The organism is Klebsiella sp. BIGb0407, assembly GCF_024807845.1.
Classification (GTDB): domain Bacteria; phylum Pseudomonadota; class Gammaproteobacteria; order Enterobacterales; family Enterobacteriaceae; genus JGM124.
In genome coordinates, this window is record NZ_JANUEQ010000005.1 from 366,293 (window position 1) to 379,886 (window position 13,594).

Annotated in this window: 13 protein-coding genes; 4 read left to right on the forward strand and 9 right to left on the reverse strand. The window is 48.8% G+C overall.

Annotation, left to right across the window (positions count from 1 at the left end):
• Window positions 1-230 precede the first annotated feature (230 nt).
• Window positions 231-1,745: a glycerol-3-phosphate dehydrogenase gene (gene glpD, locus M2387_RS16925; protein ID WP_259051065.1), complete on the forward strand. Its 1,515-nt coding sequence runs from the start codon at window positions 231-233 to the stop codon at window positions 1,743-1,745.
• A gap of 61 nt (window positions 1,746-1,806) precedes the next feature.
• Here glpD and nfuA read toward each other — a convergent pair whose 3' ends face one another.
• Together nfuA and gntX are read right to left on the reverse strand one after the other, a co-directional pair.
• On the reverse strand, window positions 1,807-2,382 hold the full coding sequence (nfuA, locus tag M2387_RS16930; protein WP_259051068.1) for a Fe-S biogenesis protein NfuA: 576 nt from the start codon (window positions 2,380-2,382) through the stop codon (window positions 1,807-1,809).
• Window positions 2,383-2,440: 58 nt separating this feature from the next.
• Window positions 2,441-3,124, reverse strand: a complete 684-nt coding sequence (gene gntX / locus M2387_RS16935) for a DNA utilization protein GntX (RefSeq protein ID WP_259051069.1) — start codon at window positions 3,122-3,124, stop codon at window positions 2,441-2,443.
• A 37-nt stretch (window positions 3,125-3,161) separates the two neighbouring features.
• Between gntX and bioH the strand changes: the two genes are divergently transcribed.
• Window positions 3,162-3,956, forward strand: a complete 795-nt coding sequence (bioH, locus tag M2387_RS16940) for a pimeloyl-ACP methyl ester esterase BioH (protein WP_259051155.1) — start codon at window positions 3,162-3,164, stop codon at window positions 3,954-3,956.
• 53 nt (window positions 3,957-4,009) lie between these two features.
• Here the strand turns inward: bioH and hdeB are convergent, their stop codons facing one another.
• The 7 genes from hdeB to greB all read right to left on the reverse strand — a co-directional run bounded on the left by hdeB (window position 4,010) and on the right by greB (window position 11,225).
• The gene (gene hdeB, locus M2387_RS16945; protein WP_259051070.1) at window positions 4,010-4,327 is read right to left on the reverse strand and encodes an acid-activated periplasmic chaperone HdeB; all 318 of its coding nucleotides are present in this window, start codon (window positions 4,325-4,327) and stop codon (window positions 4,010-4,012) included.
• A gap of 14 nt (window positions 4,328-4,341) precedes the next feature.
• The gene (locus M2387_RS16950; protein ID WP_259051071.1) at window positions 4,342-4,656 is read right to left on the reverse strand and encodes an HdeA/HdeB family chaperone; all 315 of its coding nucleotides are present in this window, start codon (window positions 4,654-4,656) and stop codon (window positions 4,342-4,344) included.
• 331 nt (window positions 4,657-4,987) lie between these two features.
• Window positions 4,988-5,227, reverse strand: coding sequence for a [Fe-S]-dependent transcriptional repressor FeoC (gene feoC / locus M2387_RS16955; protein ID WP_259051072.1), 240 nt, complete (start codon window positions 5,225-5,227; stop codon window positions 4,988-4,990).
• An 11-nt stretch (window positions 5,228-5,238) separates the two neighbouring features.
• Window positions 5,239-7,557 carry a Fe(2+) transporter permease subunit FeoB gene (gene feoB / locus M2387_RS16960; RefSeq protein ID WP_259051073.1) on the reverse strand — a complete coding sequence of 773 codons (2,319 nt, stop codon included), beginning with the start codon at window positions 7,555-7,557 and terminating at the stop codon, window positions 5,239-5,241.
• Window positions 7,558-7,589: 32 nt separating this feature from the next.
• Window positions 7,590-7,814 carry a ferrous iron transporter A gene (feoA, locus tag M2387_RS16965; RefSeq protein WP_259051074.1) on the reverse strand — a complete coding sequence of 75 codons (225 nt, stop codon included), beginning with the start codon at window positions 7,812-7,814 and terminating at the stop codon, window positions 7,590-7,592.
• 502 nt (window positions 7,815-8,316) lie between these two features.
• Complete coding sequence (locus M2387_RS16970) at window positions 8,317-10,647, reverse strand: Tex family protein (RefSeq protein WP_259051076.1); 2,331 nt, start codon at window positions 10,645-10,647, stop codon at window positions 8,317-8,319.
• A gap of 92 nt (window positions 10,648-10,739) precedes the next feature.
• Complete coding sequence (gene greB, locus M2387_RS16975) at window positions 10,740-11,225, reverse strand: transcription elongation factor GreB (RefSeq protein ID WP_259051078.1); 486 nt, start codon at window positions 11,223-11,225, stop codon at window positions 10,740-10,742.
• 236 nt (window positions 11,226-11,461) lie between these two features.
• Between greB and ompR the strand changes: the two genes are divergently transcribed.
• Window positions 11,462-12,181 carry an osmolarity response regulator transcription factor OmpR gene (gene ompR, locus M2387_RS16980; RefSeq protein ID WP_259051079.1) on the forward strand — a complete coding sequence of 240 codons (720 nt, stop codon included), beginning with the start codon at window positions 11,462-11,464 and terminating at the stop codon, window positions 12,179-12,181.
• Entirely contained in the window at window positions 12,178-13,557 is a 1,380-nt protein-coding gene (gene envZ, locus M2387_RS16985; protein ID WP_259051081.1) for a two-component system sensor histidine kinase EnvZ, read from the forward strand. The genes ompR and envZ overlap by 4 nt, the downstream gene beginning before the upstream one ends.
• The last annotated feature ends 37 nt before the right edge of the window (window positions 13,558-13,594 follow it).

Sequence of the window (13,594 nt, forward strand, 5' to 3'; positions counted from 1 at the left end):
CAGTTGCAGGAACCCGGGATCCGACTCTCGTCAGTGACTGGGAAAATCCAGTCTCCTGTAGCCTGACCTATGACGGCTATATTAAGGCATAACGCTTTTACATGCTGGTATTATCGTCATTGTGCCATCGATCTCACACAGAATATTTTTCATTATCTAAGTTCGTTCAGTATTGCTATTATGAGCGATATTGAGTGTTTATGGTTCTTATCGAAAGATTTGGGGGCGGCATGGAAATAAAAGATCTTATTGTCATTGGCGGGGGGATTAACGGTGCAGGGATAGCAGCAGATGCTGCTGGTCGTGGGCTCTCCGTGTTAATGCTGGAAAAAAATGATTTAGCTTGTGCCACTTCATCTGCTAGTTCTAAGCTGATTCATGGTGGTTTACGCTACCTGGAGCATTATAAGTTTCGTCTGGTAAAAGAAGCACTTGCTGAGCGTGAAGTGCTGTTAAACATGGCCCCCCATCTTGCTTTCCCGATGCGCTTCCGCCTGCCCCATCGGCCACACCTTCGCCCGGCGTGGATGATTCGTATTGGTCTTTATCTCTACGATAATTTAGGTAAACGCCAGAGTCTTGCTGGTTCTAAAGATGTGCGCTTTGGTCAGGATTCAGTTTTGATACCTGAAATAACACGCGGTTTCGAATATTCGGATTGCTGGGTTGATGATGCTCGCCTGGTACTGGCGAATGCGCAAATGGTGATACAAAAAGGCGGAGAAGTAAAAACCCGTACTCGTGTGACCAAAGCCTGGCGTGAAGACGGACACTGGGTGGTTGAAGCGGAAGATGTTGATAGCGGCGAACAGTTCCGCTGGCACGCAAAAGGGCTGGTCAATGCTGCCGGCCCTTGGGTAAAAAGCTTTTTCGATGAAGGCTTAGGTCTGAAATCGCCTTACAACATTCGCCTGACTAAAGGCAGCCACATTGTTGTTCCGCGTGTTCATCGGCAGAAGCAGGCCTATATTCTGCAGAACGAAGATAAACGAATCGTATTTGTCATTCCGTGGCTGAATGATTTTTCCATTATTGGTACCACTGATGTGGAATACCACGGTGATCCGCAGGTCGTCACTATTGATCAGTCTGAAATTGACTATTTACTCCAGGTTTACAATGCTAATTTTAAAAAGCAGCTGAGTGAAAAGAATATCGTCTGGACTTATTCAGGGGTACGTCCTCTGTGTGACGATGAGTCAGACTCACTGCAGAACGTGACGCGCGATTACACCCTGGATATTCAGGATGATAATGGCAAGGCTCCTTTACTGTCGGTGTTTGGCGGTAAGCTGACTACCTATCGTAAACTGGCAGAACATGCGCTGGATAAACTGCATCAATATTATCCTGAAAGCGGTGCAGCCTGGACGAAAACGAGTCGTTTACCAGGTGGGGATATGGGTTGTTCCTGTGATGACTACGTCACGGTTCTGCGTCGCCGCTATGACTGGATCAGCGAGTCTCTGGCTTACCGTCTGGCACACACTTACGGAACCAAAAGCGAGCAGATACTGGGAAATGCTAACCATGCGGCCAGACTGGGCGAATATTTTGGTCGTGGATTGTACGAAGCAGAATTGCGTTATTTAGTTGACCACGAATGGGTTCGTTGTGCGGAAGATGCTATCTGGCGCAGGACTAAACTGGGCATGCGGTTACACAAACAACAGCAGATCCGCATCGAGCAGTGGATAAATCAATACCTGACTCAGAAAGCAGTATGGGGCCAGGGTATTAAATAGTTCAGATAAGTAAAATACAAGGAGCGAACATCCGTTCGCTCCCTCAATATATCAGCACAACCTAGTAGTAGGAGTGCTCGCCGCGCTGGTGCTCTGTTAAGTCACGTACGCCTTTCAGTTCAGGGAACTCATTCAGCAGCTGCTTTTCGATCCCTTCTTTCAGGGTCACATCGACCATTGAACAGCCGTTACAGCCGCCACCAAATTGTAAAATAGCAAGGCCGTCATCAGTGATTTCCATCAAAGTCACTTTACCACCGTGACCTGCCAGCTGTGGGTTGATGGTTGCCTGAAGAGTATATTCGACGCGCTCTATCAGCGAGGCATCGTCAGCCACTTTACGCATCTTGGCATTGGGCGCTTTCAGCGTCAGTTGTGAACCCAGCTGGTCGGTCACAAAATCAATTTCAGCATCATCAAGATAAGGTGCGCTCAGTTCATCCACGTAAGCGGTTAATTGTTCAAACGGTAATGCAGTGTCGCTCGCTTCAACCGCATCCGGCGGGCAATAAGACACACCACACTCCGCGCTCGGGGTGCCAGGATTAATGACAAATACGCGAATTTGCGTACCTTCTTCCTGATTTGCCAGTAATTTGGCAAAGTGGGATTGTGCAGCATCGGAAATACGGATCATAGCGATTGCTCAATAGTTGACTATTACAGTCGGTCATAATACGCCCATCATCGAGGGTCTACAAGGTTCGACACAGGCACCATACCTGGACAGTCGCCGCGCCCTGCTTTTTGAGTAAGCGGGCTATCTCTGCAACAGTGTTACCCGTCGTCACGACATCATCCACTAAAGCGATATGGAGACCCGTGACGGGGATTTCAACTCTGAACGCGCCTTTCAGATTCGATTGACGTTGTTTTGCGCTCAACTGATGCTGTGCAGATCGGGCCTGTATACGGCGTACAGCCTGGTGTTCGTAGCGACAGCCCAACCAGCGGGAGAGGGATGTAGCAATAAGTGCGCTTTGGTTATAGCCCCTCCAGAGTATGCGACGATGATGTAGCGGAACGCTCAGTACTATGTCGGGTAGCCTGAGCTGATGTTCACGCCTGGCATGTAAAATACTCAGTAGGAGCAGACGGGCCAGGGCCGGTGCCAGAGCGGGGGTGGCGTTAAATTTTAAATCGTGAATCAAACCGCGTAACGGTGGCTGATAATCCGCCACATAAATTAACCTGTCCCAGTCGGGAGGTTGTAACAGGCAACGTCCACAAGATAAACGCTCACTTAATGCCGGTAGCCCGCACTGGGGGCAGACAGACAATGGAGGAGGGAATATGGCGCTACAGCGCGAACAAAACCCCCATGAAGGGCTGGCAAGGAATAAATGACATAGCCAGCAGCGGCCCGGGATTGTTAGCATAATATCTTCCATGATAATCAAACTGAGACAATAAATGATGAGTACGCTGTGGTGGCAGACTGAAGGTGAAGGAAAGATTGATCTTGTGCTGTTACACGGCTGGGGCCTGAATGCTGAAGTCTGGCATAACATTATCCCGGAACTCAGTACGCACTTTCGCCTCCATAGAGTTGATCTGCCGGGTTATGGTCGCAGCCATGGGTTTGGTGAGCTCAGTCTGGAACAGATGGCAGAGCAAGTTCTTGCTGCCCCTGAGGCTCCTGAGCACGCTATCTGGCTGGGCTGGAGTCTGGGTGGGTTAGTGGCAGGGCAGATAGCCTTGACGCACCCTGAGCGAGTACAGGCCTTAGTTAGCGTGTCATCTTCACCTTGCTTTACTGCAAAAGAAACCTGGCCGGGTATTAAACCCGATGTCCTTTCCGGGTTTCAGCATATGCTCAGCGTTGATTTTCAGAAAACAGTAGAGCGGTTCCTCGCGCTGCAAACCTTAGGGACAGAACATGCCCGGCAGGATGCACGTTTACTGAGGTCAGTGGTACTGGAGCAGCCGATACCAAGTATTGAAGTGCTGAATGGCGGGCTGCAGATCCTGAAAACTACCGACTTACGGGATCCATTAGCCACTCTGGAAATGCCACACTGGCGGATTTACGGGCAACTGGATGGTCTGGTGCCGCGTAAAATTGTCGAATTACTGGATGAGCAGTGGCCAGATAGTGTCTCGCATATTGTACCGAAAGCGGCTCATGCACCTTTTATCTCGCATACGGAAATTTTTTGTCAGCTACTGGTGAGTTTGGGTGAGAGTCTTCAGGTCGCATACGAAAAATAACAGTATTGAGGCCGCGATATACCGTCGCGACCTCATCACACCGCAAGTCAGATCTATTTAGCTAATTTACCTTTAAAGCTGTAGAGCTTCTCTTGCGGGTTTTTCTTACAGAGTTCAAGTAACTGAGGAATGCTGGTGGTATCGGTTTCTGTCAGAGAAACGGTATCGCCGCCCTTATAAATCGTTTCTTGATGCTGCATCCAGAAGGCGACCGGCAGCATTGCCTGAGGATCCAAGTTGATAAACTCCAGACAAGTCATATCTTCTGGAGTCACTTTATCTGCTGCAAATGCCGCACTTGAGTTGGACAGCGCCAGGAAAGTTAGTCCACCCAGCAAGGCTGAAATTTTGCTACCTGAAAGTTTTTTCATCGTATATATCCCGTTTAAAGATGTTGTTTAAATTTGTCCCATTCCTGCGAAACGACCTCGATGAAGCTATGCTGAGGTTTTTTTGAGCAGGCCTGGTAGATTTCGGGTGTCAGCGTTTCGATATCTTTAACATTTAGTACAGTCTGACCAGACTTATCTTTAGATGTAAGTGCGCTAGCGTAACCGACCGCGACCGGGCGGGAAGACTCTTGAAGCGCAACAAAGTCTTCACAGGTCCAGCCGCCGATAACTTTATTGGCAGGTTCTGCTTGAACCAGTGGGGAGCTTAGCAGGATTGCCGCCATCATCGCCCCAAATATTATCTTCATTATGATCTCCATTTCCGTGATGCCAGGGTGCTACTTTCGTAAAATACGCGAATATTCCTATTTTAGCTGGTTTAAACCGAGCTGCTAAAAAATATCCCGGTTTGACAGCATAATTAAATGCCCGGGAAGTGATGAACCGTTTAAATTTATTAACTCTGGTCGGCAGAGCGTTATTTTGATGCCCTTCAAAAGAGGGGCTCTGCATCTTTGTGGAGTGAGGTTTTACTCAAGATTAATAATGATTAGGTGGGTTATTAATTTGCGGGTTTTATATCTTATGTCATATGGATTAGCTGAGTTTAACGGACGTTAAACTCAGCTTTTTCATCTATTACTGGCGCAGGGTCCATAACTCTTTACTGCAATTTTGCCCCTCAGGGCAACCCTTGCAGCTACCGCTCAGACAGCTATTAGCATCTTCGGTAATACGCTTTGCTTTGCCCATATCTTCCAGACGCATCAGCATCGCCATCACCATCGGCAGTGGCATGGTAAGTTGGTGACTGAGCTGGCTGGCTTCAAGGCGGCCTTGCAGTGCCAGGGTATTACGAATATCGACTAAAGTTGCCATCCGTTTTCTCCTTAATGACAATCACCAGAACGTTTAGCGCAGCATGATTCGGGCAGCTTACCTGTTGGTTGTAGTGAAATATCAACGCGGCTACGAGCACGACGCAGACCATAGATCAGCACAATGTTAAACAGGACTACGGCCAGAATGCAGATAAGGCTGTAACGTGGGTGTTCGCTGAACGTGGCGGCCTGATAGTAAAGCGTAGACAAAGAGTAGGCGAGGTTCAGTCCCCAGAGGGCAGAGAACATCATCCAGCCCCGGCTCGACTCACGCGCAATGGCTCCCATCACGGAGATGCAAGGGATATAGAGCAGGACAAAGATCAGGTAACTGTAGGCGGCGGCATCGCTGCCAAACTTGGTGCTCATGGTACCCATTGCTCCACCTGCCATCTCACCGTCACCTTTACTGGCTTCGATAGGGTTCGCGAATACACTCAGACTGAAGGTATCTTTCAGACTATCCCAGGTTTCAGCGACTGCACCTTCCAGCTCATCCAGTAAATTGAAGGCCTCAGGGTCGAAATCATCGTTCTGGATATTTTCAGCGGTATAGAGCGTATTCAGCGTTCCGACAACAACCTCTTTCGCCATTGCGCCGGTAAACAGACCAACGGTCGCCTGCCAGTTATCATCTTTGACGCCAATCGGATTGAGCAGTGGGGTTAAGGTCTTACTGACTGAAGCGAGAGCAGACTGGTTGATATTATCCACCGCCTGGCCATTAAACGAAAAGCTATTGAGTGCGCCAATAAAGATACTGACCAGGATGATGATTTTCCCTGCACGTAAGATAAAACCTTTCAGACGCTGCCAGGTTTGTAATAACAGACTTTTTAAATGCGGAACATGATAGACCGGTAGCTCCATCACAAAGGGTGAGGCTTCCCCACGCATAATCGTATATTTGAGTAACAGACCGGTAAGAATGGCCATCACAATACCCAGAATATAGAGTGAAAAGACCACCAGCGCACCTTTCTGACCAAAGAAAGCGGCAGAGAACACGGCAAAGATAGCCAGACGAGCACCACAGGACATAAAGGGTGCCATCATGATAGTCATGATACGTTCACGCGGTGCATCGAGTGTACGGGCACCCATCACTGAAGGCACATTACAGCCAAAACCGACAATCAGTGGCACAAAGGATTTACCCGGCAGCCCCAGCGCTTGCATCAGGCGATCCATTACGAAGGCAGCGCGCGCCATATAGCCTGAGTCCTCAAGGAAAGAGAGAAACAGGTACATCATGCCGATTTGTGGCACCAGTGGCAGTATGGTGTTGATCCCACCGCCCAGACCTTGAGCCAGGAACACTGTTAACCATTCCGGGAATCCAAGAGTATAGCCAATCCATTGAATACCATTGATAAAAATGGCAACTGAACCTGCATCAAAAATTGGCTGTAAAGCACCACCGATATTAATAGCCAGGATGAACATTAAGTACATCACCAATAAAAATATTGGCAGACCCAGGTAACGGTTAAGTACGATCTTATCCATCATCACTGTCAGATGATTAGGCTTGGCGGTAAGAGTATTACTGACGGCTTCACAGAGCGTGGCAATCGCCTGGTAGCGAGCATCGGCAATAATCAGCGCCGGGTCATCAAGCGTCTCGCTCACACGCTGGTGTGACTCAGCCAGCTGCTGCTCACTATTACCGGCATAAGAGTGGCTATAGATATCTCCTTCCAGCATTTGTAAGGCCAGCCAGCGACGACGGTGCTCTGGGATATCACCAGACATGCTGCCAGCAAGCAGACTCGCTTCGGTTAACAGTACTTCAGGGTAATGAACATGATGGGGCTGTTGATTCGGTAGCTTTTTATCAATCGCCTGTTTCAGGGCATCGATTCCGCTGCCTTTGGTTGAAACCATTGGAATAACCGGGCAACCAAGACGGGCAGATAGCGCTTCAATATCGATCGTAATCGCTTGTTTTTCAGCAATATCAAGCATGTTCAGCGCAACGACGCAGGGCAGACCGAGCTCAAGCAGCTGTAATGTCAGGTAGAGGTTACGCTCAAGGTTTGAGGCATCGACAACGTTGATAAACACATCAGCTTCACCGCCGAGGATATAGTGGCAGGCAATTTGTTCATCGAGCGAGGTTTGTGCTGAAATGGTGGTCAGCGAGTAGGTTCCGGGTAAGTCGACCAGTGTGACCAGGTGCTCAGCCGTTGAAAAATGCCCTTCTTTGCGCTCAACGGTGACTCCTGCCCAGTTACCGACTCGCTGGCGTGAGCCCGTGAGCTGGTTAAACAGCGTAGTTTTACCCGAGTTCGGGTTACCAATTAAACCAACAGTTAATGTATTCATGTGACCTGCGATACAAATCAAAAAATAGGTTTTTAGCAGAGCGCTTCAAGATTCAATAAGGCGAGATCTTTTTGGCGTAATACCAGGCTGATACGGCGAGTTTCGATATGTATCGGGTCACCTAAAGGCGCGACGCGTACTACCTGAAAAGACGATCCTGGCAGCATGCCAAGAGACAATAATTTTTGTCGGTAGGCCGGGCTAATTTCACGCGAAAAACCAGTAATTTTCCATGCACTATTGGGTAACAGTTTCATAGGAGGACCTACTTAGAGCCATGCTCTTTAGTGAAGAAACCCTATTCAGGGACGAATTCTATCGCGCCGTGAAAGCGTATTCATCTGTCAGAAGGAAAGGAGAAGCAACTTTAATAATGATAATTATTATAGTTCGTATCAGCAATATTTTTTTTAATAGTCCGTTAAATATTACTTATTTATTTGTTGTCTCACGTTTACACCTTTAATTTTAGATGTTTTTCATACTCTTATTATTTTTTGATGAATATCAAATTACGCTACTCCGATATAAAAATGGTTTTTTTATTTCGAGTTGTTGATGCTATGAAAAAAGTTGTTTTCTGACTGTTAATTATTTTCACTTTTGAAGTGACAAAAATAAAATAACTGCTACGCGAAGTATTAAAAATAGTTTTTTTATCAGAAAAGGTTCTGGCGGGTAGAAATAATAGGGAGACTAAATAGGGCGGTTGTTACGAATGGAGCTCCGTCAGCCTGATGGCCGACGGAGCGGGATACTTTAGCGTTTTTTACCGAAAGCAGCGCTCAGAGCATCGCCCATAGCACTGTTGCCAGCAGAGGAAGAGGTATTACTGCGTCCCCTTGGCGCTGCTGCCGGTTTTTTCTGCTCACGACCACTCGGGCCTGAAGAGCGGCGGCTGTTACTCTCACCTGGCTGCTCATCAAGGCGCATAGTCAAAGCGATACGTTTCCGTTGTAAGTCAACCTCCATCACTTTGACTTTAACGATATCTCCTGCTTTGACTACTTTATGTGGATCGTCGACAAACTTGTCTGCCAGTGAAGAGATATGTACCAGTCCGTCCTGATGCACGCCAATATCAACAAAGGCACCAAAGTTGGTGACGTTGGTGACAGCACCCTCGAGAACCATTCCCGGTAACAGATCGTTGAGGGTTTCTATTCCTTCGGCGAACTGAGCAGTTTTAAATTCCGGACGTGGATCGCGACCCGGTTTTTCCAGCTCTTTGATAATATCAGTCACTGTTGGTAAGCCAAATCGCTCATCGGTGAATTGACTGGCTTTTAAATCCCGCAGCGCACTGCCATTGCCCATCAAGTCCTGTAATGCCTGGTTAGTCGCGGCCAGGATACGCTCGACAATCGGATAGGCTTCCGGGTGAACGGTTGACGCATCCAGAGCGTTATCTCCGTGATTGATACGCAGGAAGCCCGCACACTGTTCAAAAGCCTTAGGCCCCAGGCGGCTGACCTTTAGCAGTTGCTGACGGTTACGGAACTGACCATTTTCATCACGCCAGGTCACAATATTCTGCGCCATCATACGGGTCAGACCGGCAACACGGGTCAGCAGAGGAACTGAAGCGGTGTTGAGATCAACGCCGACGGCGTTTACGCAGTCTTCCACTACCGCGTCGAGTTTTTTAGCAAGCTGACTCTGGCTGACGTCATGCTGATACTGGCCGACACCAATAGATTTCGGATCGATTTTCACCAGCTCAGCCAGGGGGTCTTGCAGACGACGGGCAATCGACACGGCGCCACGTATCGAAACGTCCAGGTCCGGAAACTCCAGCGCAGCCAGTTCTGATGCTGAATAGACCGATGCACCCGCTTCACTGACGATAACTTTCTGAGCGCCGCTAATGGCAGGATACTGCTGTTGTACTTCAATGAAGAAACGCTCTGTTTCCCTTGATGCGGTTCCGTTACCAATCGCCACTAATTCTACACGGTGCTTTTCACATAATGCGGCAACGGCCGCCGCCGCTTTAGCCGTCTGACCGGTATGAGGATAGATAGTATCGGTGGCGACCAGTTTACCTGTGGCATCGACCACGGCAACTTTGACCCCGGTACGCAGGCCAGGATCGAGTCCCATAGTTGCACGCAGACCAGCGGGGGCGGCCATCAGTAAATCACTGAGGTTACGTGCGAAAACGTTAATCGCTTCTTCTTCAGCGCGTTCGCGCACCGTACCCATTAACTCGGTTTCAAGATGCATCAGGATTTTAATGCGCCAGGTCCAGCTCACTACGGCACGACGCCAGCTATCTGCCGGGGCGTTATTTAAGCGTAATTTGAGGTGGTCGATAATCAGTTGTTCGCAATAGCTCTCACGAGGTGGTTCATCAAACTGCGGGTCGGCATTGAGTGACAGCTGGAGTATATTTTCGTTACGGCCACGAAACATAGCGAGTGCGCGGTGGGAGGGAACGGTTGAGACCGGCTCATGGTGATTAAAGTAGTCACGGAACTTTGCGCCTTCCTCTTCTTTGCCTGAGACGACTACGGAGACGAAGTGAGCTTGTTTCCATAAATAATCACGTACTTTTGCCAGCAAGGCAGCATCTTCAGCAAAACGCTCCATCAGAATATAGCGTGCGCCATCCAGTGCGGCTTTGGTATCAGCAATACCTTTATCAGCATCCACATACTGGGCTGCTTCTTGTTCCGGGGAACGCGAGGCATCATTCCAGAGCAGGTCTGCTAAGGGTTCCAGCCCGGCTTCAATCGCTATTTGTCCGCGTGTACGACGCTTTGGTTTGAAGGGCAGGTAAAGGTCTTCGAGTTCCGTTTTGCTCAAGGTGCTGTTGATAGCGTTTGCCAGTGATTCACTGAGTTTCCCTTGCTCATCAATCGACTTAAGAATCACTTTACGCCGGTCTTCCAGTTCCCGTAAGTAGCCCAGACGGGTTTCCAGTTGACGCAATTGGGTGTCATCCAGTCCACCGGTGACTTCTTTACGATAGCGAGCGATAAAAGGTACGGTATTTCCTTCATCCAGCAAACGAACTGCAGCTTCTACCTGTTCGTTTCTGGCCCGCAGCTCATCCGCAATAATGCGGCAAAGTGAATCATTCATCATGGTATTTAATCTACTCCTGGGCGGAAAATTCAGGGACAGTTATACGGACTGATAGCAATAATTTCCAGCAACTCTCCCTGTTGTATCAAGATTCAGACTACGTCTGATTTTAGGTAGCGGATGTCATTCACGTACCAGGTGGCCTCACCGGCAGGGGTCTGAACGGTCGCCACGTCACCACACTCTTTTTTCAATAGTGCACGTGCCATGGGAGAATCTATTGAAATGTAGTCTCTGCGCCCAAATATCTCATCGTAGCCGACAATGCGAAAACTCAGCGTATTACCGTCGTCGTTTTCAATTTCGACCCAGGCGCCAAAGAAGATTTTGCCTTCCTGCTGAGGGGAGTAATCAACGATTTTGAGTTGTTCAAGGCATTTAGTGAGGTAACGCACTCGGCGGTCTATTTCCCGCAGGCGCTTTTTATTGTATTGATAATCAGCATTTTCGCTACGATCGCCAAGGCTTGCTGCCCAAGTCACTTTTTTTGTGACTTCAGGGCGGTCAATACGCCACAAATAGTCCAGCTCTTGTTTGAGCTTATCGTAACCTTCACGGGTAATAAGGGGCGTTTTCATCTTTTCGCCTTGCAATGAAGAAACCTATATGGTGATTTAAACCGATACAGCTAAGGGAATGCAATGACAGGGAGAGACAATTAAGTGTCAAAATTGCGCACTATCACACGGATAAATGATTGTTAAATATGCTTTGTAACAATTTCGACTAGAATATATACCAGATTTGACTGGTCGTATGAACGTAGTTTTTTAAGAATACGCACTCAACAGTTCTAGCCTTTGGGAGTATTAAGATGCAAGAGAATTATAAAATTCTGGTTGTGGATGACGACATGCGACTGCGTGCCCTGCTGGAACGTTATCTCACGGAGCAAGGCTTCCAGGTTCGCAGCGTTGCGAACGCAGAGCAGATGGATCGTTTGTTGACTCGCGAGTCATTCCACTTGATGGTACTGGATCTGATGTTGCCTGGCGAAGATGGCTTGTCCATCTGCCGCCGTTTGCGCAGTCAGAGTAATCCAATGCCTATCATTATGGTGACGGCGAAAGGGGAAGAGGTTGACCGTATCGTGGGCCTGGAAATCGGTGCGGATGATTATATTCCTAAACCTTTTAACCCACGTGAGCTGTTAGCCCGTATCCGCGCAGTATTGCGCCGTCAGGCGAACGAATTACCGGGTGCGCCTTCGCAAGAAGAAGCCGTTATCTCCTTCGGTAAATTTAAGCTGAATCTTGGTACCCGCGAAATGTTTCGTGAAGATGAGCCTATGCCACTGACCAGCGGTGAGTTTGCCGTTTTAAAAGCACTCGTCACCCACCCACGTGAGCCACTCTCCAGAGATAAACTGATGAATCTGGCACGTGGACGTGAGTATTCTGCAATGGAACGTTCTATCGATGTGCAAATTTCTCGCCTGCGTCGCATGGTAGAAGAGGATCCTGCCCATCCACGTTACATTCAGACCGTCTGGGGTCTGGGTTACGTCTTTGTGCCGGACGGCGCTAAAGCATGATAAGAGTTCGCTTCTCGCCACGAAGCTCATTTGCTCGTACTTTGCTGCTGATTGTCACTCTGCTGTTTGTCAGCCTGGTGACCACTTATCTTGTGGTGTTGAACTTTGCTATTTTGCCGAGCCTTCAACAGTTCAATAAAGTGCTGGCTTACGAAGTACGTATGCTCATGACTGACAAGCTACAGCTTGAGGATGGGACACAGCTGGTTGTGCCCCCGGCATTTCGTCGTGAGATTTATCGTGAACTCGGTATTTCGCTTTATTCCAACGAGGCGGCGGAAGACGCTGGCCTGCGTTGGGCGCAGCATTATGAGTTTCTGAGCCAGCAAATGGCTCAGCAGCTGGGTGGGCCGACGGAAGTTCGGGTGGAGGTCAACAAGAGCTCTCCCGTCGTCTGGCTGAAAACCTGGTTGTCACCCAATATCTGGGTTCGTGTTCCCCTGACGGAGATTCATCAGGGTGATTTCTCTCCCCTGTTCCGCTATACGCTGGCAATTATGCTACTGGCTATCGGCGGGGCCTGGCTCTTTATTCGTATTCAGAACCGACCCTTGGTCGATCTTGAACATGCTGCATTGAAAGTCGGTAAAGGTATTATTCCTCCTCCATTACGTGAATATGGCGCCTCCGAGGTGCGCTCGGTCACCCGGGCTTTTAACCATATGGCGGCAGGGGTAAAACAACTGGCTGATGACAGAACATTATTGATGGCGGGGGTTAGTCATGACCTGCGCACACCACTGACCCGTATTCGTCTGGCGACGGAAATGATGGGTCAGGAAGACGGTTATCTTGCTGAATCAATCAATAAAGATATCGAAGAATGTAACGCCATTATTGAGCAGTTTATTGACTACTTACGCACCGGTCAGGAAACGATACTGGAAATGACCGACCTGAACAGTGTGTTAGGCGAAGTCGTGGCGGCTGAAAGTGGTTATGAGCGTGAAATCGAAACTTGCCTGCAACCGGGCGAGCTGCGTATCAATATCAACCCGCTCTCTATCAAGCGTGCGGTAGCCAATATGGTGGTTAATGCTGCCCGCTATGGTAATGGCTGGATTAAGGTCAGTAGTGGTTGTGAACTGAACCGCGCCTGGTTACAGGTTGACGATGATGGCCCGGGTATCGAACCGGACCAGCTTGAACATTTGTTCCAGCCTTTTGTTCGTGGCGATAGCGCACGCAGTACTAGCGGTACCGGGCTGGGTCTGGCGATTGTACAGCGTATTATCGACAATCATCATGGCCAGCTGGAGCTGGGGAAAAGTGAGCGTGGAGGGTTGCGTATACGGGCCTATCTGCCTTTACCTGTGAGTACACTTGCCCCACCTGCCGGGGGAAGTGCTAAAAGCGAATCTCGCACACCTTCCTGATATTTAGTCTCAAAAAAGGGTTTATGTTATACATAAA

Excerpts from the sequence above, each read along its gene's own strand:
- envZ (WP_259051081.1), top strand. The coding sequence starts at position 12,178 with ATGATAAGAGTTCGCTTCTCGCCACGAAGCTCATTTGCTCGTACTTTG.
- bioH (WP_259051155.1), top strand. The coding sequence starts at position 3,162 with ATGAGTACGCTGTGGTGGCAGACTGAAGGTGAAGGAAAGATTGATCTT.
- nfuA (WP_259051068.1), bottom strand. The coding sequence starts at position 2,382 with ATGATCCGTATTTCCGATGCTGCACAATCCCACTTTGCCAAATTACTG.
- M2387_RS16950 (WP_259051071.1), bottom strand. The coding sequence starts at position 4,656 with ATGAAGATAATATTTGGGGCGATGATGGCGGCAATCCTGCTAAGCTCC.
- glpD (WP_259051065.1), top strand. The coding sequence starts at position 231 with ATGGAAATAAAAGATCTTATTGTCATTGGCGGGGGGATTAACGGTGCA.
- feoA (WP_259051074.1), bottom strand. The coding sequence starts at position 7,814 with ATGAAACTGTTACCCAATAGTGCATGGAAAATTACTGGTTTTTCGCGT.
- feoB (WP_259051073.1), bottom strand. The coding sequence starts at position 7,557 with ATGAATACATTAACTGTTGGTTTAATTGGTAACCCGAACTCGGGTAAA.
- hdeB (WP_259051070.1), bottom strand. The coding sequence starts at position 4,327 with ATGAAAAAACTTTCAGGTAGCAAAATTTCAGCCTTGCTGGGTGGACTA.
- feoC (WP_259051072.1), bottom strand. The coding sequence starts at position 5,227 with ATGGCAACTTTAGTCGATATTCGTAATACCCTGGCACTGCAAGGCCGC.
- M2387_RS16970 (WP_259051076.1), bottom strand. The coding sequence starts at position 10,647 with ATGATGAATGATTCACTTTGCCGCATTATTGCGGATGAGCTGCGGGCC.
- gntX (WP_259051069.1), bottom strand. The coding sequence starts at position 3,124 with ATGCTAACAATCCCGGGCCGCTGCTGGCTATGTCATTTATTCCTTGCC.
- ompR (WP_259051079.1), top strand. The coding sequence starts at position 11,462 with ATGCAAGAGAATTATAAAATTCTGGTTGTGGATGACGACATGCGACTG.
- greB (WP_259051078.1), bottom strand. The coding sequence starts at position 11,225 with ATGAAAACGCCCCTTATTACCCGTGAAGGTTACGATAAGCTCAAACAA.